The sequence below is a fragment of the Colwellia sp. BRX9-1 genome (genome assembly GCF_014077195.1).
GTDB lineage: Bacteria > Pseudomonadota > Gammaproteobacteria > Enterobacterales > Alteromonadaceae > Colwellia_A.
On record NZ_JACGVM010000003.1, the window covers coordinates 81,306 to 103,843 of the forward strand.

General features: G+C 39.9%; 15 protein-coding genes and 1 other RNA gene. 8 read left to right on the forward strand and 8 right to left on the reverse strand.

The features are described 5' to 3' along the window. Positions 1–78: 78 nt before the first annotated feature. The 6 genes from H4J76_RS04740 to proB all read right to left on the reverse strand — a co-directional run bounded on the left by H4J76_RS04740 (position 79) and on the right by proB (position 6,550). Complete coding sequence (locus H4J76_RS04740; RefSeq protein ID WP_182230192.1) at positions 79–330, reverse strand: TIGR03643 family protein; 252 nt, start codon at positions 328–330, stop codon at positions 79–81. A 128-nt stretch (positions 331–458) separates the two neighbouring features. Continuing rightward, positions 459–2,009 carry a cryptochrome/photolyase family protein gene (locus tag H4J76_RS04745; RefSeq protein ID WP_182230193.1) on the reverse strand — a complete coding sequence of 517 codons (1,551 nt, stop codon included), beginning with the start codon at positions 2,007–2,009 and terminating at the stop codon, positions 459–461. A 51-nt stretch (positions 2,010–2,060) separates the two neighbouring features. Next, complete coding sequence (locus H4J76_RS04750) at positions 2,061–2,207, reverse strand: DUF2256 domain-containing protein (protein WP_182230194.1); 147 nt, start codon at positions 2,205–2,207, stop codon at positions 2,061–2,063. Positions 2,208–2,213: 6 nt separating this feature from the next. After that, a complete protein-coding gene (locus tag H4J76_RS04755) occupies positions 2,214–3,770 on the reverse strand; it encodes a cryptochrome/deoxyribodipyrimidine photo-lyase family protein (RefSeq protein ID WP_259377119.1) in 1,557 nt (518 codons plus the stop codon). Then, entirely contained in the window at positions 3,763–5,109 is a 1,347-nt protein-coding gene (locus H4J76_RS04760; protein ID WP_182230195.1) for a DASH family cryptochrome, read from the reverse strand. Before H4J76_RS04760 ends, H4J76_RS04755 begins: the two co-directional genes overlap by 8 nt. A gap of 262 nt (positions 5,110–5,371) precedes the next feature. Then, a complete protein-coding gene (proB, locus tag H4J76_RS04765) occupies positions 5,372–6,550 on the reverse strand; it encodes a glutamate 5-kinase (protein WP_182213667.1) in 1,179 nt (392 codons plus the stop codon). A 382-nt stretch (positions 6,551–6,932) separates the two neighbouring features. Here proB and proC point away from each other — a divergent pair, with 382 nt between their 5' ends. The 6 genes from proC to H4J76_RS04795 all read left to right on the forward strand — a co-directional run bounded on the left by proC (position 6,933) and on the right by H4J76_RS04795 (position 16,935). Beyond that, complete coding sequence (proC, locus tag H4J76_RS04770) at positions 6,933–7,712, forward strand: pyrroline-5-carboxylate reductase (protein ID WP_182230196.1); 780 nt, start codon at positions 6,933–6,935, stop codon at positions 7,710–7,712. A 185-nt stretch (positions 7,713–7,897) separates the two neighbouring features. Next, entirely contained in the window at positions 7,898–9,169 is a 1,272-nt protein-coding gene (locus tag H4J76_RS04775) for a glutamate-5-semialdehyde dehydrogenase (RefSeq protein ID WP_182213669.1), read from the forward strand. Positions 9,170–9,570: 401 nt separating this feature from the next. Further along, entirely contained in the window at positions 9,571–10,743 is a 1,173-nt protein-coding gene (gene iadA, locus H4J76_RS04780) for a beta-aspartyl-peptidase (RefSeq protein WP_182213671.1), read from the forward strand. An 8-nt stretch (positions 10,744–10,751) separates the two neighbouring features. Beyond that, the gene (locus H4J76_RS04785) at positions 10,752–11,579 is read left to right on the forward strand and encodes a cyanophycinase (protein ID WP_182213672.1); all 828 of its coding nucleotides are present in this window, start codon (positions 10,752–10,754) and stop codon (positions 11,577–11,579) included. 503 nt (positions 11,580–12,082) lie between these two features. Beyond that, positions 12,083–14,902: a cyanophycin synthetase gene (gene cphA / locus H4J76_RS04790; RefSeq protein ID WP_182213673.1), complete on the forward strand. Its 2,820-nt coding sequence runs from the start codon at positions 12,083–12,085 to the stop codon at positions 14,900–14,902. A gap of 281 nt (positions 14,903–15,183) precedes the next feature. Next, positions 15,184–16,935, forward strand: a complete 1,752-nt coding sequence (locus H4J76_RS04795; protein ID WP_220465262.1) for a Mur ligase family protein — start codon at positions 15,184–15,186, stop codon at positions 16,933–16,935. Between the two features lie 137 nt (positions 16,936–17,072). Here H4J76_RS04795 and H4J76_RS04800 read toward each other — a convergent pair whose 3' ends face one another. Both H4J76_RS04800 and rnpB read right to left on the reverse strand, forming a co-directional pair. After that, a complete protein-coding gene (locus H4J76_RS04800; RefSeq protein ID WP_182213676.1) occupies positions 17,073–18,419 on the reverse strand; it encodes an AarF/ABC1/UbiB kinase family protein in 1,347 nt (448 codons plus the stop codon). A 354-nt stretch (positions 18,420–18,773) separates the two neighbouring features. Then, positions 18,774–19,179: RNase P RNA component class A (rnpB, locus tag H4J76_RS04805), an RNA gene on the reverse strand. Positions 19,180–19,347: 168 nt separating this feature from the next. On the opposite strand from rnpB, the gene H4J76_RS04810 reads away from it, so the two are divergent. Continuing rightward, a complete protein-coding gene (locus tag H4J76_RS04810) occupies positions 19,348–21,660 on the forward strand; it encodes an isoamylase (protein WP_182221771.1) in 2,313 nt (770 codons plus the stop codon). Between the two features lie 36 nt (positions 21,661–21,696). Then, positions 21,697–22,524: a PEP-CTERM sorting domain-containing protein gene (locus H4J76_RS04815; protein WP_182221770.1), complete on the forward strand. Its 828-nt coding sequence runs from the start codon at positions 21,697–21,699 to the stop codon at positions 22,522–22,524. Positions 22,525–22,538: the final 14 nt, after the last annotated feature.

Genomic DNA, 22,538 nt, shown 5'->3' on the forward strand with positions numbered 1-22,538 from the left:
GGGTCATTACTTACAAATCAAACGAAAAAGGGCATCATAAGATGCCCTTTTTATTGATATTTTTTTATATAGCTGTGATCAACGTTGTTTATATTGCGTTGGGCAGTATCCTCTCGATACGTCAGGACTTCTTAATTTTACATGCTTGGTTGAGCGTCCACTTACTCTTTCCCGCCATAATCTAAAACTTCTAGGTTTTAAGTGACTACGCATAAACTGAATAACATCAGGCTCTTGCAAACTAAACTGATGTTCTATTGCTTCAAATGGTGTTCTATCTTCCCAAGCCATTTCTATAATTCTTGACTCTTCATCCATAGAAAATTGCATAAAAGGATCCTAAAGGTAGTAAATAAACATAATCGTTATACGCGCCACTGATAAATAAAGACCATTAGCGCCTAACTTTTATCCATTAACTGAAGGTCTGCCTATCTAGCCAGCGCTAACTCATGAGCCTATAAATCATCTAGATTATTCAATAACTGTGTTGCGTGCTCTCTAATTTCAATTTTTTTCGCAGGCTCCATTTTATCCCAGTTACGAATAGGGAAACTCATTCTATGATTGCCAGCAAACTTATCATAATTTTGATCAATAAAATTCCAATACAAACTGTTTAATGGGCAGGCATTAGCGCCCACTTTTTCTTTAACGTTGTAATGGCAACCTTTGCAATAATCACTCATTTTATTGACATAATTACCACTAGCCGCATAAGGTTTTGTAGCTATCCAACCACCGTCAGCAAAAAGTGCCATGCTGCGGGTATTCGGTAATTCTACCCATTCAATCGCGTCAATGTAGATACCTAAATACCAATCATCGACTTGGCTAGGCGTTATGCCAGCCAGTAAAGCAAAGTTTCCGGTGATCATCAATCGTTGAATATGATGAGCATAGGCATGTTTGAGTGATTGCGAGATAGCACTTCTTAAGCACTGCATTTTAGTATTAGCATTCCAGAAGAAAGCGGGTAAATCACGCTTTGCCTCTAAAAAATTCTGCTCGGCATAATTAGGCATATTAGCCCAATACATACCTCTAACATATTCTCGCCAGCCTAATATTTGCCTAACAAAACCTTCGATTTGCGCTAAGGTTATCTTACCTGCTGATGCTTGATAGGCAGCCAGAGCGGTTTCAATGACCTCAAGCGGATTAAGCATTTTACAGTTCAATGAAAAACTCAGCCGCGAGTGGTACAAACTCCAAGCATAAGGTGAGGCTACAGTCATCGCATCTTGAAAATCACCAAAGTTTTCTAACTGATGTTCGCAAAAGAACGTTAATAATTCTAGCGATTGTTGGCGATTAATAGGATAAGCAACATGCTCAGATTCACGCCCTATCGTGTCAATCTTATGATGTTTTATCCGTTGTAAATAATCACTTGCTGGGTTGTCAAAGACCAGTGGTTTAGGAATAAATTTAAGATCGGTTTTTTTAAAGGATTGACGATTATTCGCATCAAAATTCCAAGCATCACCTTCAGGCTTGGCGCCATTCATTAAAATAGCAAAGCGCTTGCGCATAAAACGATAAAAATTTTCCATTCTTACGTGGGTAGCGGCTTTAAAATGATCAGCGAGTTCATCAAAGGGTAATAAAAAGTGTTCACTGTCAACTTCATAGACAGGTACCGATAATTGAGCTGACATCTCGCTTAATTGCGCGCGCAATCGATATTCATCAGGACGCATAAAACTAAAATCTTCACTGGCATAAGTGGTCACTAATGTGGCGATCAAAGCAGGTAAATCTTGATATTTTGCTGTTTCATCTAAGGTTAAATAGCAAACCTGATGCCCTTTACTCTCCAGAGTTTGAGCAAAATTATCCATAGCAGCAAAAAACGCTGTTATCTTCTGACTGTGGTGCTTAGTATAATTAGCTTCTTGATAAAGCTCTGCGATGACATATACCACATCGCTATCGACCCGTTCAAACCAGCTGTGCATAACATTAAGTTGATCGCCTAATATTAGCCTAAGATGTTTCGCCTTCATTAATTTACCTTACTTTACATTTAACTTTGAATTGATCTATACATAATTATTTTAGCTGATGCTGGCATTTTTACTACGTCGGCAACGCTCAGAGCAATAGCGGACATCTTCCCAACACGCTTGCCATTTTTTACGCCAAAAGAAATTCTTTTTACAAGTCTGGCAATTTTTCTCGGGTAACGTTAATTTTTTATGCATGATAACTTAATCACTTTCTGCAATTTTTAACTGTTGAGGTTTTTTAGCTTTGGATATTTTTTTATTACCTCTAACATGTTTAGCTACAATACGTTGCCCTTCTTTTTTAGTGGTAAATCGTTGACGAAAGCCCCACAGTAAATCGCGAGCAATCTTGCCTGTTTCGTTAATATCAACCATAGGAGATGGATAATCATCACCTAATTGGCATTGATAAAGCTGTTGTTCCATGGGTGACAATAACCAGGGTGTATGAATAACTTCATTGGGTAACTCAACTAATTCAGGTAACCATTTTCTCAGGAATTCACCATGACTATCTTTCTCTAATGATTGCTTAACCGGGTTATAAACCCTTATGATATTAGTACCAGTAACACCAGACTGCATTTGAAATTGTGGGTAATGAATGCCAGGTTCAAAATCAAGAAATAATTGTGCTAAATGGGTAACGCCTAATCGCCAATCCACCAGTAAATGATGGCATAAAAAACTCACTAGCATCGCCCGCATACGAAAATTTATATAGCCAGTTTGCTCTAAACAACGCATACAAGCGTCAACTAATGGATAACCTGTTTGCGCAGTTTTCCATTTATCTAGTCGTTCTTCAACACTCAGTCCACAATGAATATCTGGATACATTAAGTCATTATAGGCTTTATTCACGGGTCGCCATTGCATTTGATGTTCACTTTCAAATTTTTGAATAAAGTGACAATGCCAATGTAGCCGAGAAGCCAGCGCGTCTATTGGTCGTTTCCAACCCCGCTCTGATCTTGTTATCAAAATAGTTTGATAGAACTCTCTTAAACTTATATTGCCCCAGGCTAGATAAGGTGACAACCGAGAGCAACTTTTACGACTTGCTTGCGGTTTAGATATATCAAAATGATACCCCTTACCACGACCCTTTAAGAAGGATTGCAGGGTTCTTTGCGCCCAAAGCTCACCACCTTTAAGCATAAAGTCATCCGTTATTGACCATGATATTGGAAAACTGCAGACAAATAGCTTATCTATTAATGTGCAACTCGCTAGAACATCATCCGATAATTTGGCTTGTTCCAGCGGGGCTTTCATCACTTGGCGCCAGTGTTTGTCCCAATCAATTCTATTTTTTTTGCCACGACTTACTGCACCAAATTGACTCTCACTCCAAACTATATCTTGTGCTTGGCACCACTGTTGTACCGATTTATCTCTCTCAAAGGTCGATAATAAACCCACTTCTTCGTGGCTAAACAACCCGCTTATTTTAAAGACGTTATTGATTTCAATTAAGCCCGCTATTGCATCACCAAAATACAAATATACACGTGAATTAAAAGCGGCTAGCTGACTATTCATATCAGCAATAGATTGCCAAACAAAACGCCAATGCCGCTCATCATAATGAGGATCATTTATAAGTAGCGGTTCAAAGACGTAGTAAAGCAAGGTTTGACCCGATTTAATCGCTTGCACTAAAGGTTGATGATCACTGAGGCGTAAATCACGTTTCAGCCAAACAACATTTACCGCTGTATTCATCGGTTTTTCTTCAATAAGTGTCTTAGTCATTTAGCGGTTGCACCGGCCAATCAGAAGCGTCGACAGAATCCAGTGGCTTACTCGAATAATCATCTCGGGTAAGCCACTTAGCCTGATAAACCCCATCAGGGTCATAAAGTGCTGTTTGCTTTTCAATATTGAAATGTCTGCCACCTCTAGGGTCAACGCCGACACCCGCAATATACTGCCAATTACCCCAATTAACTCCAGCATCATAATCTATTAGCTGCTCTTCAAACCAAGCCGCGCCAAATCGCCAATCAACACTGAGTTCGTTAACCAAACAACTGGCTACAATTTGACGGGCTCGATTACTTATATAACCTGTGGTCATTAATTCATTCATACAGGCATTAACAAGCGGATAAGGAGTTTGACCTAAGCACCATTTATTAAAACGCTCAGGATAAAATGAAGTTAAGGGTGGATGTTCAGCCAAACCTTTAAATTGGTAGGTTTTTGCACCGACTTTAAAATGTAACCACTGGAAGTATTCTCGCCATAATAATTCTAAATATAGACATTGTGTTGAACTATTTTCCCCTTGCTGCTCTTCAAAATCAGTAATGGAGCGGTTTACTTGCCGCGCAGAGATACAACCATAATTTAACCAAGCCGATAACTTACTGCTATTATCCCAGCCGTCTAAATTATTTCTAACCTGTTTATAATCAGCCGGTAAAGCCGATGAAAAGTAACGACTAAGCTGCTTTAAACCGGCAGTTTCACCGCCCTCAAAATTATAACCACACTTTGCCCTTTGATAAGGTGTGTTAGGTAACCACGATGGCCTAAAAATTGTTGGTGAAGGCATATTAGCAAACATACTGGGCAAAGATTGAGTGCTGGGTGTAACATCAGCGATGCTAATATCAGCCATCACCTTTCTAAACTTAGAATAACTTATTGGGAGTTGCTCAAGTTCAAAGGGTAAAACGTGATGTGGGAATAACGTAAATTGATCGACCTGATGAATATCCGCTTCGGGCAAACGCCGACCGAGCTCATCGATCAAACTGTTTTCATATGTGCCAGGAAGACGTGTGGTAATAACATCGGTAATATCATATTTTTCACAGAGCGCGGTTAAACTCGATAATGTGTCCCCGTAAACAATGTAAAGTTGTTGATCTAATGCTAATAAACTTTGATTAAAATCACTCAAACACCCCTGTAAAAAGTGCCAGCGTTTATCACCCAAAGGTTTAGATTGATAGTTCTTTGGCTCGAACCACTTTTTATCAACGACATAAACACAAAGTAATTGTTCGCTTTGTCTGGCTAAGTTAAGTGCAATGTTGTCATTGAGACGAAGATCGTTAGTCACCCAGTATAAGGAACGTTTCATAGATATAATTCGAAGATTCAAAAAAATTATATACGAATTAACTTAGCGATTAGATCAACATCGTTAAGTTATTATATGCGGGTGTAACTCGATGTAGTCAGGCAGTTAATCGCCCACTAATTGATAAAAGCAGGTTTTACAGAAAATCATAGTTGAGTCGGTTAGCTGAGGCTAATACTTAATAGGTAAGAATGACGAGTGTATTTAAGTGATAAAAAAAAACCTCTGCATTGCTGCAGAGGTCATTTAATCAATTAATCAATTAATCATCTTGAACAGGTTCATCCCAAGAAAGATGATGTTCACTTAAGACGACCAAGTTTTCACTATTGATCAATCGTTGTGAAGCGCTATACCCAAGGATATTTTGCACTGTTTCGTCTGGACGACTAGCAATAATGGCTGTTTCATCCGATGAGAAGTTACACAAACCACGTGCTATTTCTTCACCTTTTTCGTCGTAGACGTGAAGCACATCTGCGCGCTCGAAGTTGCCATGTATTGAAACAACATCGTGACAGGTAAATCCTTCGTCACCGCCAAATAATGCATCAGCAACTTCTTGTTTTATCACTAAACTACCGGCCATTTGTAAACGGTCAGTTAGCCAGATGTTCCATGCAGATGAAGGTGATGAGTGAGCAATACACTTAGTGTGTCTGCGATCACCTTGCAATATTCCGGTAACAGGCGCTTCCATCGTCCCTCTCGAAATAATGGTTGTACAACCAGCATTTTGCGCCATATTGGCCGCTTGTAGTTTAGTTAGCATGCCACCGGTACCTAAAGAGCTGGTGCCGCTTGCCGCTTCCATATAACTACTAACATCTTCGATAGAATCGACAAAAATTGCGCCTTCTTCTGAAGGGTCTCGGTCATACACGCCATCGATACAGGTAAGAATAAACAAATACTCTGCGCCAATCATTTGTGCGACTTTAGCAGCAAGTCTGTCATTATCTCCGACACGAATTTCTTCTGTAGTCACCGTATCATTTTCGTTGACGATAGGCATTACGCCTTGTTTTATCAGGCGATGAACGGTATTTTTAATATTGAGAAAGCGACGTCTATTTTCTAAATCATCTAAGGTAACTAAAACCTGTGCTATATCAAAACCATACTCAAGTGCAATTTGCTTGTAGGCATGCATTAAGATGGGTTGTCCACAAGCGGCAGCCGCTTGCTTATCTTGCACACTAGCATTTTCAATAGTGCAACCAACCGTATTTAGACCTAATGCTACTGAACCAGAAGAGGTCAGTACAACTTCGTAGCCTTGCTCGCGTAACAAAGATATGTCACTTAGGAGACCATGCATAAAAGCAAAACTAGGTGTTAAATTTTTAACATTTGCTAAGAGACTCGAACCCACTTTAATAACGATACGTGGCTTGTTTCGAGAAGATTTATCAGTTTTTTGTTGTTCAAATGAGGGCAAAATTACTCCGTGCTCTGGTTAATTAAAATAAATAGTAGCGTTGAATCATTCACAAAATTGATTCAACAAATTGCAGCTATTTTCGTGATATTTTATTGTCGTATTAGAATTATTGCTTATTACTGATAACATAAATTTATCTGCGGTTGACCGCGTTAAAAGTAATAGATAAAAAATTGCTGAAACGTTGGTAAAAACGTTAGAATTTGACGGCAATCGACAAATGAGTGCAGATATCATATACTAAAAAAGATAATTTTTCAATTGAACTCAAACTCAACGTTTTGAAAAATATATTATCGGATTTTAAAAAGTTCGTACTGAACACCTGCAAAACGATCTGCATTTCATTCAATGTAAGCTAAAAAACAACAGGAGTTTCATGTCATTACTTATGATTGGTTGTGGTAAAATGGGCGGTTCTTTATTGGCTCGTTGGGCAACCTCTACAAATCACACCATCACTATTATTAATCCCTCATTAGTTAAAGCACCGCAGAATGTTATCGTCAGACAAGCCATTGAAGAGCTAGCTGATCAACGTTTCGACATCATTGTTATTGCGATTAAACCACAGCTTATTGAAAAAATATTACCAAGCTATCGTCGTCATCTTGCTGATTCGGGTTGCATTATTTCTATCGCTGCTGGCTACTCGGTTTCTTCAATAGAGCAACTGATTGGCGAACAAGCTATTGTTCGCGTTATGCCAAATCTACCCGCAAAAATTGGTAGAGGCGTTAGCGGACTTTTCGCAAACTCTCGTTGTAGTGCGGCTCAAATTGAAAACGCTGTAGCATTAACCAATGCCGTTGGTTTTACACACATAACAACCAGCGAAGACGAGCTAGACCGAGTAACGGCAGTCGCTGGAAGTGGTCCTGGTTATGCCTTTGAAATAGCACGTTGTTGGATAGAGTCGGCAATTAAACTCGGCTTTTCACCGCAAACTGCAAGAGAGTTGGTATTGAATACACTCAGTGGTTCGATGGAGTTGGCCTTAACGAGTAAAGAAGATGCCGAGACTTTGCGAAACTCAGTAACCAGTAAAAATGGTACGACAGCGGCAGGATTAAGTGCGCTTATGCAAGATGAACAGTTAGCGTCTCTATTTGACTCAACTGTTTTATCGGCTTATCAACGTGCAGTAGCCTTGCGCTAACTTTAGTCTAGTCAGCAATGACGCACTCAAACATTTTTGATGAAAACCCTAAATTCTTTAAACTGAACTTTTATTATTGCTTTTGATATTAATATCAGCGATAAAAATAAAAGTTAATATCATTCAAGTAAAAAAGTTGATCAAACAGTTTAGCGTTAAATGAACAAGTAAAAGGATAAAAATTAATGTCAAATACCTCTAAGAATACTGATATAGAAACAATGATCACCACGCTTGGTAAGCAAGCAAAAGCCGCGGCCAAAGTACTTGCCTGTGCAACGACAGAACAAAAAAACAAAGCATTAACTATTGCCGCAAATGCGCTTCGTGAAAATATGGACGCACTGCTAAAAGCAAACGCACTCGATGTTTTAAGCGTTAAAAAAGCCGGTAAAGCCGATTCTTTTGTAGACCGATTAGAGCTTAACCCTGAAAGAGTTGAAGGTATGGCTGTCGCGCTAGAAGACATTGCCAAGCTAGCCGATCCTGTCGGTCGAGTATTAGCTGAATTTGACCGTCCCAATGGTCTTAAAATAACCCGTGTAGCAACACCTATTGGTGTTATTGGGATGATTTATGAATCACGTCCTAATGTTGGCGCAGATGCTGGCGCGTTATGTCTTAAGTCAGGTAATACGGTAATTTTACGTGGCGGCTCTGAAAGCTTAAATTCCACACGTATTATTGTTGAGTGTATGGCAACGGGTTTACGTGCGGCTGGCTTACCGGCTAACTGTATACAACTGGTTGACACCGATGACCGATCTGCCGTTGCCGCTTTACTGCGCTGTGCCGATTATGTTGATTTAGTTATTCCTCGTGGTGGCCGAGGTTTAGTTGAGCTAGTCAGAAACGAAGCTCAAGTACCAACCTTGTTACACTTAGATGGCAATAACCATATTTATGTTGATAAAGACGCTGACTTGACCAAAGCACTCAGTATCATTAAAAATGCAAAATTACGCAGAACTGGTGTTTGTGGTGCAACTGAAAGTTTAGTGTTAGACCAAGCAATAGCAAAAGAATTTTTACCACAACTCGTAGACACCTTAGCGGGTTGTGAAATTCGTGGCGATGTTGCGGCTCAAGCCTGCGATCCCCGTATTAATGTTGCAACTGAAGCCGATTGGGATACTGAATACCTTGATGCGATTTTATCGGTTAAAGTAGTATCTGGATTAGATGAAGCGCTTGATTTTATTGAAGAGCATTCCTCTAAACATACCGATGCTATTATCACTGAAAATGCGGAAATCGCGGAAACGTTTATGCGCTCTGTTGATTCTGCCGTGGTGATGCATAACGCCTCAACTCAGTTTGCTGATGGTGGTGAGTTTGGTATGGGCGCTGAAATTGGTATTGCGACCGGTAAAGTACATGCACGTGGACCCGTTGGTTTAGAGCAGCTAACCATTTTTAAATACCGTGTTGCCGGTCAAGGGCAAACTCGTCCTTAAACGTTTTTGCGTTAAACACTACCACGCATAAAAGTACCAAACTTTTAGCTAAAGCTATACCTAGTTAACACTTTTTTGTTAGCAATAATAGTGCCTCTAACCGAGTGTTAGGGGCTAGCTATTTATATTAAGTTCAGACCTTTTTCACGTAAATCCCCCATACATTTATCAAACGATTAAAACGTTAAAGCTACCGTTAGTTTAACCGAGGGATTACTATCACTTTCGTGAACCTTATCAATGCACTATAGATTTAACTACTTAGTAAAACAGTATTTAAACCTTTCGTTTATAAATGTAGTTGGCTGAGAAATTATAGCTATGTTATAGTTGCAACCCTTAGGACTAGGTATAGAATAGTCTATACTTGCCCGTCATTTATAAAGCCTTACCGTATACCTATGATTTCATTATTAAAAAACGTGAACCTTTATAACCCTGCTCCTATGGGTATTAAAGATGTGCTGATTGCTGGTGGAAAAATCGCTGATATTTTTGATGTTTCTGATCATGCCCACCATAATATCCCTGATAACTGGCCGGTTGAAGTTATCGATTTTAATGGCGCATACCTAGTGCCAGGTTTTATCGACAGTCATGCTCATATTACCGGTGGTGGTGGTGAAGCAGGTTTTTCAACACAAGTTCCCCCAGTTTCTCTTTCAGAATTTACCCAAGTGGGTGTGACAACTGTAGTTGGACTTTTAGGTACAGATGACACCACTCGAAGTATTGCCAACCTAATAAGCAAAGTTTACGGACTCCGTGAAGAAGGCATGTCGGCATATTGTTGGACCGGTGGTTATCATTATCCGTTAACAACGTTAATTGGTAGCGCAAAAGCAGATATTACTTTTTTAGAGCCGGTTATTGGTATTGGTGAGTTTGCTATTAGCGATCATCGTTCAAGCCAACCAACTTTTGAAGAAGTAATAAAACTAGCTAGTGAAGCACATGTTGCGGGGTTATTGACAGGCAAAGCCGGTATTATTCATTTTCATCTCGGTGATGGTGAACGGCGTCTTGAATTAATTGAGCGAGCGATTAATGAAACAGAAATTCCTGCCCGTGTCTTTAATCCGACGCACGTTAATCGAAATAAGCCATTATTTGAAGACAGTTGCAAATTATTAGCGCACGGCTGTTATATCGATATTACCGCTTTTCCTGAAGGCACAGCAGAGCCTGGTTTAGAGGCATGCGATGCGATAGAAATTGCCGTACAAAGAGGTTTACCCTTGGACAAAATAACCGTCAGTTCAGACGGTGGTGGTTGTTTACCTTGTTTCGATCAACAAGGCGAATTACAACACATGGACTTTGGCCGAGCCAGTACATTACTGGAAACATTACAAGCAACATTAAGAAAGAATATTGCGCTTGAAAGTATTTTACCGATGTTTACTAGCAACGTGGCTACGTTGCTACGTTTACACAGTAAAGGAAAAATAGTACGTAATAACGATGCCGATATGCTCGTACTTAACAACAAATTTGAAATTACTGACGTGATGATAAAAGGTCGTTGGCATAAACGTGACAACACAACAGTAGTAAGTGGAACTTTTGAGTAGAGGTAGGTATGTGTCCAGCAAAAATTGCTGAAGGTCAGCAAAGGGGATTTATAATTCCAATCGGGGGGGCAGAAGAGCGTGTTGATGACCCAATAATTCTACAACGTTTTGTAGAATTATGTGGCGATGAAAATGCCAATATAGTGATTATTCCAACCGCGTCACAGCTTGCTGAGACTGGGCCAAATTATGAAGTTATTTTTCGTAATCTTAATGTCAAAAATGCGATATCTTTACCGATAAATAGCAGAGAAGATGCTGAGCGCGAAGATTATTTAGCCGCACTTGAAAACGCAACAGGTATTTTTATTACCGGTGGTAATCAATTACGCTTGTCGACTATATTAGGCGGTACTTCGATTGCACAGAGTATAAGAAAATTAAACTCTGAAGGTGTGCATGTTGCAGGAACATCTGCAGGTGCCGCTATTATGCCTGAGCATATGATTGCAGGTGGCTCTACCGGTGCATTACCTAATGAGCAAGGTGTAACTTTTGCTCCTGGCTTAGGTTTAATAAGTAAAGTACTTTTAGATCAACACTTTAGTCAACGTAATCGTTTAGGACGTCTACTTTCTGCTGTTTCATATAATCCTTTTGCTTCAGGACTCGGAATTTGTGAAAATACCGCTGCCTTTATTGCGCCAGACGGGTTACTAGAAGTGGTTGGACATGGAAGTATTACGGTTGTTGACCCTTCTGATTTGCAGCACAGTTCAATGGCTGAAGCTCGTACAGGAGATTCCATTACCTTGATAGGGTTAAAACTCCATATGCTTAGTCACGGTGATACTTATTGTTTAAATACTCGAGTCGCATCACCTAAAGCCGTTTAGTCTTTTTAGATACCAATAAGCTAAGCTAAAATTTGCCCATAAATAAACGCATTATTTATGGGCAAATCTCTTTAAAAGGCTCACAAACGCCGCTTCTTTTTCATTGAACCCGAATAAAAAAACACCTTTCTACGACGCTATTCACCATAACTTTTTGGCTGACTTTCCTTGCGCATTTTATCATTAGCAAGTTTAGAAAAAAATTGTCTTGTCTATTAGTAAAACCATGGTATCTTTTTGTTATACCATTATTTTTTTATGGCAATTTTTTACTTCTATTCGATCTTATAAAGATCTTAAGTGTAATGCGTTGAAACTTCTCGGTTTGTAACTCAACATATGCACATCAATAGAACCTGTGCACATAGTCAGTTCAGTATCACCGTGATTTATTCCTCCCAATAATTGTCATATTATATTTTGTTGCACCCTGTTTTCGACAAAAGGTTCAACTTGTAGGTACACATAATAATAATTCTAATCACCTGATTTTTGGACATATAATGAAAATATTAACAAGTAATGTTTATGTTGGCCCTAATGTTTACGCCCATTTTCCTGTTATTCGACACGCTGTTGATGTTGGCATATTAGAGCAATACCCTTCGGTAAAATTAGGTAAAGAATTCATTGATGGCTTAATTGAAGCCTTACCCGGTTTAAAAGAGCATGGCTGTTCATACGGCGAATCTGGCGGTTTTATTAGGCGCTTGCAAGAAGATGAAGGTACCTGGATAGCTCACATATGGGAACATGCAACCTTAGAACTGCAATGCATGGCCGGTACTGAAGTTACTTTTGGCAAAACCAGAGGCAATGGCGAAGTTGGTCAATATGACATGGTCTTTCAGTACAAACAACGAGATGTTGGATTAGCTGCTGCTGAACTTGCCAGAAACCTGCTTATCTCAGTGATGCCAGTAAATATTCAAGCACAACTACAAACAAAATTAGAAGCCGATTTCGATTTTGCTGAAGAGCTATCAAACTTTATTCGTTATGCACAGCGCAAAGAATTTGGTCCCAGTACTCAATCTTTAATAACGGCAGCTGAAGAACGTCATATCCCATGGCTACGGTTAAATCAGTACAGCTTAGTACAATTTGGCCATGGTAAATACCAACAGCGCATTCAAGCCACCATTACTAGCCAAACGAATCATATTGCTGTTGAAATATCTTGTGATAAAGAAGACACCCACAATTTATTAAATGATCTCGGTTTACCTGTGCCTAGACAACAAATGGTTTATTCTGCCAAAGATGCCATAAAAGCAGCAAAACGTATTGGCTTACCGGTTGTACTTAAACCATTAAATGCTAACCATGGCCGTGGCGTCTCTATCGATTTAACCACTGACGAGCAAATTAATACAGCATTTGATTTTGCCCGCGAACAAGGCACCAGTCGAGCTGTTTTAGTTGAGTCATTTTTAACCGGTTTAGATCATCGAATGCTTGTTGTTAATGGCGAACTTGTTGCTGTCGCAAAACGCGTACCGGGTCATGTTGTTGGTGACAATAAACACACCATTATGCAATTAATCGATATTGTAAATGAAGACCCGCGTCGGGGTGTTGGCCATGAAAAAGTGCTCACTCAACTCGAAATGGACTCACAAGCAACCCGTTTAGTTGAAGAAGCTGGCTATAGCGTTGATACCATATTACCTGAAGGCGAAATTTTCTATTTACGTTCAACCGCTAATTTATCAACGGGCGGCACCGCGATAGACATGACTGATGTAGTTCACCCTGACAATAAAGTGATGGCTGAACGAGCGATAAAAGCCGTTGGTCTTGACGTTGGCGGTGTTGATTTTCTGACCTCTGACATTACTCAATCATATAAAGATATCGGCGGCGGTATCGTTGAAGTCAATGCCGCGCCAGGTTTTCGTATGCATGTTGCACCAAGCCATGGCAAACCTCGTGATGTTGCTGGCAAAGTTATTGATATGCTCTTTCCACCTAATACACCCACTTGTATCCCTATTGCCGGCATTACAGGTACCAACGGTAAAACAACAACTTCACGAATGCTTTCGCACATTTTAAAAACAGCAGGACATGTTGTAGGTATGACATCAACTGATGGTGTGTACGTTGATGGTCTGTTATCAGTAAAAGGCGATATGACCGGACCCGTTGCATCACAAATTGTCTTAAGAGATCCTTCGGTTGATATTGCTGTTCTTGAAACTGCCCGTGGTGGCATCGTTCGCTCAGGTTTAGGTTATAGAGAAAGTAATGTTGCCGCCTGCATTAATGTTCAACCCGATCATTTAGGCTTAAAAGGTGTTGATACCCTAGAACAACTTGCTGAAATTAAACGTATTGTCGTTGAAGTAGCCAAAGACGCGGTCATACTTAATGCCGACGACCCACTTTGTTTAAAAATGGCCGACCATACTCAAGCAAAACATTTATGTTATGTGACTATGAATTCAGGACATGGTTTAGTTAGGGAGCATATTCGCGCGGGTGGACGTGCCGTGGTGCTTGAAAAGGGCATCAATGGTGAAATGATCACCATCTTTGATAACGGTGCGCATATCCCATTACTTTGGACACATTTAATTCCTGCTACACTGGAAGGTAAAGCCACTCATAACGTACAAAATGCGATGTTTGCCGCTGCCCTCGCCTATTCTCTAGATAAACCACTTGATGCAATTCAACAAGGATTAAGAACGTTTAACACCACCTTCTATCAAGCACCGGGGCGAATGAACGTCTTTGATGAACATCCTTTTAGAGTTATTTTAGATTATGCTCACAACGCCGATGGTGTTCGCCATATGAGCGAATTAGCGACTAAATTAGACGTTAATGGTAAGCGTATTGCGGTATTAGCCGCACCGGGAGATCGCCGTGATGAAGATATTGAAAACATCGCCAAAGCAGCCGCTGGACATTTTGATTTATATATCTGTCGCGCCGATGACAATCTTCGTGGACGTGGTAGTGATGAAGTGCCGCAAATGTTAGCTGCAACGTTAAAAGCACAAGGTATCAGCGAAGACAATATCTTGATGATACCTGACGAGGTCACAGCTACTGAAAAAGCCTTGTCGATGGCAAATAAAGATGATTTAGTGATTGTCTTTGGTGATGCGATTACCCGTTGTTGGAAGCAAATCATTAATTTTAACGGTAGTGAAGATAATCCAGCAGAAACATTAACAAAACCCGTGCATACCGTTGTTTCGATGTTAAACACCGATGAACCTGATCCCTTTATACTAGAGTCAGGCATGAAGTTAGTTAAGGATGATCGAGGCGTTCGCATTGTTTCAACCATAGAAGAAGAAAGTGATTAAAACCAAGTTAATGCAGTTATTTGCCATTAACTGAAGATGAATAAGCTTAACCTCGCTAGGTGATGTGTTACCAACATAACCTAGCGGCATAAACTAACGCAGCCTATTGTTAAAGCAATAAAGCTGCGTATTAACTTTTCAAATCATCATCGAACTTGTCATACAAATAATGACCTAACAAAACTGTCTCAAAGTGAACAATTATATTGATACAGCTTTACCTTCTTCTCACTTTCCTAACAGCGCTGCGTTGGGAATAAATTTAATCAAATTGGTATGCCATGAATAACCTTATAACCTTAACATTAGATGACCAGCGACGGCTTACTGGCAAAAGCTTATTATGGAATAAACCCGGCGCGATTATTGATGCTTTTGTCTCAGGCATCGATAAGCAAACAGTCGTTGATCAGTGGTTAATTTACGTTAATCAGTTATTGGCAGCAGTCGATTGGCAAGATGAATCTACGTGTTATCGTATTTTTGAAGACGGCATAAGCCTTGCGATAAGTGCGCCAATGGATGCCTTGTATGCATCTTGCGATGTCAACGAAGCCGCATGGGATTTTGCGTGTAGCAAAATTTTAACCGGCAGTATAAGTGACACTCATCAACAAGAAATGGATAAAACCGTCACTCGTCTTAAACAAATGATTGCCGAAGAGGCTAACCCTGCTCTACTTAACTTAATAGATTTAGCCATAAATAATCATGTCGATTATTTAGTTGATGATGATGAGTTTTCGTTAGGTTACGGTAAAAGCTGTCAACGCTGGCCAGTGACATCATTACCAGATCCAACGCAGCTCAATTGGCAACACTACCAATCAATTCCTATTGCATTGGTCACTGGCACTAACGGAAAATCAACCACCGTGCGTATCATGTCTGAAATTATTAAGCAGTCTAATAAATGTTGCGGTGTCACCTCGACTGACTTTATTCGTGTTGGCGAAAAAATAATAGATTATGGTGATTATTCAGGACCCGGTGGTGCACGAATGTTACTTCGACATCCAGAAACCGAAACAGCCATTCTAGAAGTCGCGCGCGGCGGAATATTGCGCCGTGGCCTACCCATAGATCACGTTGATGCCGCATTAATTACCAACATAGCTGAAGACCATTTAGGGCAATATGGTATCAATACCGTAGCAGGGCTTGCACAAACCAAAGCGGTTGTAGCAAAAGCGCTAACTAGCGGTGTATTAGTGCTCAACGCTGATGATCCGTATTTAACAGCACTTGCACCAACATTAACCGTTAATAAATGTTGGTTTTCATTAAATGAAAATAATCCAGTACTTCAACAGCATAAAGCCATTGGTGGTGCTATTTGTTTCATCCGTGACGGCGCAATTTTTTATTGTACGCAAAATACCAGCACTGGCGAGCGCCTTGAATCGATGATCGTTGCCGTTAACGATATACCTATGACATTAAACGGCGCTGCCCGACATAATGTTCAAAATGCCTTAGGGGCGACCGCTTTAGCTAAGAGCTTACACATAGATAGCGCAGTGATTGGTCTTGCCTTGCAAAATTTTTCAAGTAATGTTGACGATAATCCGGGCCGCGGTAACCAATTTAAACTCAATGGCGCTTCGGTTATTATGGATTTTGCCCACAATGTTCATGGTATGAATGCCATGGCACTGACCATGGCCAATATACCAGCATCACGAAAGTTTTTGATGCTTAGTCATGCAGGTGATCGCAGCAATGACGATATTATTAAAATGACAAAATCAGCCTTAAAAATGAAACCTGATATATTGGTTGCGGCCGAAACTGTCGAGTACTTAAGAGGAAGAGAGCTTGGCGAAATATCAAATTTAATAGCTAAAGTAGCGATTGAAAGTGGTATGTCTGCCGATAACATCTATTTTTCAGAGGGTCCTTATCAAGGTGCGCAACAGATTGTTAATCAACTGTCAGCTAATGATTTAGCACTGTTAATCGTTTTATCTGAACGAAATAAAGTGATCGAGTTATTAACCAAAAAGGCAAATCAAACAGCAGGTATGTCGTAAACCATAAAATCATCAATAACATTGAATAATAGAGAACTTTAGAAAGCCGCTGAGTGATTTAAAAATAGCTCAGGCGGTTACTAAAGTTTACTTTTAAAAGACTAAAACAGCAGTTGCTGTTTTGAAAATCGATTGTGTTAGGTTTCATCGTTTAATTGCTTTGCGCTTTCCAGTAAATAAGGAGCAAGTGTGCTTTTAAAATCGAGTGTTGCCCCCAACTTATTGGCTAGCAGTATCATACCGGTAATTTTACGATTGACTAATGCAACTTCAAATATCGGAGATGCTATCGCTGTTTTATCGGTAATTAATGGCATACTAACCTCTCTAATTCGCTTAATCAGTTGTTGTTTTTTTAAGTTGTAGCCCGTATTACTTTGTAAACAATAACTAGCTTCAAAACACGTCTTTAGCACAATATCTATCGCGGTATCACTCATGTTATTGTCAACTAAACCAAGCGAATACAAGGCTGAACGCATGTCATTATTATCTTGACGCTGCATTGCATCAGCCATAGCAAGATAATGTACTGAGGTATGTTGAGAGAGCTGCCGGCAAGCGCCAAAATCAAGTAACACTATTTTTTGTGTATCGCTCTGATACAAGAAATTAGCAAAGTTGGGATCACTTTGCATAAGTTTATGCGTAAATAGCTCTTGGTAAGTTAAATCCATTAATTGGCTACAGACTAAATCAACAATACCAGCACTCATGTTACTAATATCAGTGATGGGAGAACCTTCGATATATTCCATCGTCAGTATATTTTTGTCCGTTAGCTCGTCAACAACAAAGGGCACAATAAAGCGAGGATCGTTACCCAGATTTTCACGATAAGTGTTAAGAAATTCCGCCTCCTGCAAATAATTAGCTTCAGCTTTAAGCTGTGCTTTTGCTTCAGCGAGCACGCTAGTCAAATCAATATGTTTAGGTAAAACGCCACTGAGTTTTAATAAATTCATGACGTTATCAATATCACTGTCAATGCTTTCTCTAACACCCGGGTACTGGACCTTAATCGCCAACTGACGACCATCCTTTAGTGTTGCCCGATGAACCTGACCAATACTTGCCGATGCGATGGGGGTAAATGAAAAATAACTAAATTGTTGATGCCAGTCTTTTGACCAAGACGCAGCCAAGGTTTTCAGTAGTTGCGCCTTAGGCATAGGGTCAGCTTCTTGGCGCAATCTTGAAAGAATAGGTTCCCATTCGATAGGCAGTAATTCACCGGCATCCATGGAGAGTAGTTGACCAAGTTTCATCGCCGCGCCGCGCATATGTGCTAAACGCTTGGTGATAGATATAGCGTTGTCAATATTACGTAAGGACTCAGTTAATGATGGACGTTGTCCACTGAGCATTTGTTTTGTCGCACCTTTAACAATATTACCGGCAACCGCTGAGGCCAAACCGCCCAACTTAGCGAGACGAGCAATTCTTCCGGAAGGTACTTTCCGCTCTTTACGTTTGTCGGTCATCGCAAAATGGCTTGGTTGGGCATGTTAACTATTACCTTAATGTTGTTTACTCTAGCCTCCATACTATTTATAGCAAGCGGTGAGAGGCAAGAATAAGATTAACAAAAATTAAGCCGGCAACCAATGACATTACAATCAAAAAAGACAGGTTACTTCAACACGTTCAATTACTAGCTTATTTTTAGGTATTTATGTATTTCGAAGACTAAGATAATGCGTCAATTAAACAGCATAGAAAGCCGTTCAGTCTCCTATAGCTAACGCTATAACATTATTTGGGATTGTATAGATTGATATGAAAGGATTTTAGAAAACCGCTTGATTATTATTAAAATAATCAAGCGGTCACTAGAATAGTTGAGTTGACCACATAAGCCGGGTTTTGTATCTCTTTCGAAAAAGAGTGACAATCATTCGTCTAGGCCTTAAATCGCTCTAAGGCTCAAGCAACCTACCCGGTTTCAACGCGAGCCACGCCATATGAAACCCTATTTGGTCTTGCTCCGGGTGGAGTTTACCCTGCAATTACTGTTACCAGCAATCCGGTGCGCTCTTACCGCACCCTTTCAGCCTTACCTGTGAAGTTCCTAGAAACAACCATCGGCGGTCTTCTCTCTGCTGCACTTGTCGTCGGCTCACGCCGCCCAGGCGTTACCTGGCACCCTGCTCATTGGAGCCCGGACTTTCCTCCCCCTCATACCTATATCTTCAGTTTACACATCTGATACAAGAATAAAGCAGCGATTGTCTGGTCAACTCGCCGCGCATTTTACCTGAATTACAAAAAAACGCCAATGGTTATTAATCTGACTAAAAAAACAAACCCGTATGAATACGTATGTAGACAATTGCTATCTATTTTCACAATTAGTTAACATCTAGTCAGGTCAAATAACAACCAAAAATATAATATTAATAAGGTTCAACAATGACAATAAATATAATAATTAAACAGAGTGCCAAATATCTACTGGCTTTAAGTACGCTTTTGCTCGCTTTTTATAGTCATGCAGATATTAACCACAGTAACCTCGGTGCAAAGTACAGCATTGATAATCAACAACTCAATTTTAGAATTTATTCTGCCACAGCAACAAAAATAGATCTTTACCTTTATGACCAAGCGATAGGTGCTGAAGAAGTCGCTCAATATTCTTTAAGTAAAGACAGCAATAATATTTGGTCTGTATCAATAGCAGCCAACAATTTAGACGTTCGGCTTAACGACACTATCTTTTATGGCTATCGTGCATGGGGAGCAAACTGGGCATACGAGACTGCATGGCAAAAAGGTAATAACGCTGGTTTTATCAGTGATGTTGATGCTCAAGGTAATCGCTTTAATCCGAATAAACTACTGAGTGACCCTTACGCTAAAGAACTAAGTCATGACAATTTAACACCTCAGTGGAATGACGGTACCATTTACGCGTCTGGTCAGAACTACCGTAATATCGACAGTGGCTTACAAGCACCAAAAGGTATATTACTTAAAAGCTCTACTCAATCTATCGGTATAAAACCAACCCGTGCGTTAAAAGATGATGTTATCTATGAAGTTAATGTGCGTGGCCTAACCAAAAATGACAATACAATTCCTGAACAGTTTCGTGGCACTTATCAAGGTGCAGCACTTAAAGCTGACTACTTAGCCGATTTAGGCATTACAGCTGTTGAATTTTTACCTGTACAGGAAACACAAAACGATACCAATGATGTCGCCACATCAACCGATGGTGATAATTATTGGGGTTACATGACCTTAAATTACTTTGCACCCGAACGTCGATACTCCAGTGATAAATCGGCTGGTGGCCCGACGAAAGAGTTCAAGGCTATGGTTAAAGCCTTTCATGACAAAGGCATCAAAGTTTTTATTGATGTTGTTTACAATCACACTGGTGAAGGTGGTGCATGGGTAAATGGTGATTCATCAACTTATAACCTTTATTCATGGCGTGGCTTAGACAATCCTACCTATTATTCTTTGACTAATGACAAGCAACATTCGTGGGACAATACGGGTGTTGGCGGAAATTACAATACCGTTAATCCTATTGCACAAAACCTGATTATTGATTCTTTAGATTATTGGCAAACAGAACTTGGCGTGGATGGTTTCCGCTTTGACTTAGCTTCGGTATTAGGTAACACCTGCGAACATGGCTGCTTTAATTATGACAAAATGGCCCCCTATACTGCACTAAATCGTATTATTAATGAGTTTACCGAACGTCCAACATGGGGCGGAAAAGGGACTGATTTTATTGCCGAACCATGGGCAATTGGCGGGAACTCATACCAAGTAGGTGGCTTTCCATCGGGTTGGTCTGAATGGAATGGCCAATATCGCGACACTATTCGTAAAGATCAAAATCAAATGGGTAGCGAAGATGTAACATTAGGCCAACTGGCTAATGCGCTTACAGGCTCAGCGTCATTATTCCAAGACGATGGCAGAGCGCCGTGGAATTCCGTTAACTTTATGGTTTCACACGATGGTTTTACCTTAAAAGATTTATATTCGTGTAACAGTAAAAATAACAATCAACCTTGGCCATTTGGCGCTTCAGATGGTGGCGAAAGCAGTAATCATAGCTGGGATCAAGGTTGGTATAATCAAGCACAAGAGCAACGCAAAGCGGCTAGAAACGGTTTTGCATTATTAATGCTTAGCGCTGGTACGCCAATGTTAACGGGCGGAGACGAATATTTACGTTCTATACAATGTAACAACAATCCCTACAACCTAGACTCAATTGCTAACTGGTTAAGCTTTGACTGGAATGCAGACCAAAACAACTTCAATAGTTTTGTTAAAGGTATGATTGAGTTTCGCAAAAATCATCCATCATTACGCCCTGCTAATTTTTATCAATCAACTGACACCAATGGCAATTTTATGGAGCAATTACGCTGGTTTAAACCAGACGGTAATCTTGCTAGTGGTGATTACTTTAATGATGCAAATAACCATGCTATTTCTTATCGTATAGATAGCTCTGAATTTAGTGAACCAACAGCTGCGATATACGTGGCTTATAACGGTTGGTCTGACAACGTGAACTTCACATTACCATGGCCAGGGGCAGGTAAAAATTGGTATCGAGTAACGGACACTTCAAATTGGAATGACGGCGCTAGTTCTGTAAAAGCGGCTGGTGCTGAAGAATTCATTGGGGGTGAATACACTTCTTATGGGCTTGGTGGTAGGGCAATACTAGTATTAATCGCAAAATAACAAACATAATAAACGGAATTAATAGGAAAAATATACATGAACATTAAACATATACTCGCTGCCTCAATATTGGCTTTAGCTTTTAACAGCCAAGCATCCTTAATAACGGTTGCAGAAGATAATGCAAATAACTATGGCAATCAATGGAGTGGAAATGGCGGTAAAGGCTTTGATGAATGGAATTTCATTACAGACAGCGCAAGTGGCAGTGCTGGTGGATTTCTTGCAAATAAAAGCACGCATAGTGACCTTAATCACATTGCTTCAAATCCAAGTGATAATGCGTGGGGTAGTTATGCAAATGGTGATGGTTTTAATCAGTTTGAAGCTTACCGAGGTTTTGCAGGGAACTCACTAACACAATCCGGTGATACCTTTAACGTATCCTTTGAGCATGGCGGAATTACTCAAGGTGGCTCTGTTGGTTTTGTGTTAAGAAATCAGAATATCCATAATACTATTGGCGATTATAACCAGCAAAGCCGCTTTGAATTTGGCTTTATTGGTGGTGGTCAACATTACAGTATTTTTGATGGGCAAGGTGTTATTGATACAGGTATCGATTATACCGATGCAGGACTTAATATAACATTCAGCCTATTAAGCGCTGATTTATACCAACTCGATATATTCAATGCATTTGATAATTCGTTTGTCCAAAGTCGAAATGGTTCATTAATGGGAAGTGGAAATATAGACAGTGTTTCTTTATACAACAGAGATGCTGGAAACGATAATGCCTATTTCAACAGTCTTTCAATTCAAACTAAACAATCAGTTTCAGTACCTGAACCAAGCAGTTATTTATTAATGATAATAGCATTTGGTTTATTATCGTTATCAAAGCGTAGTAAGCATAACTAATCGATCTTTATTAA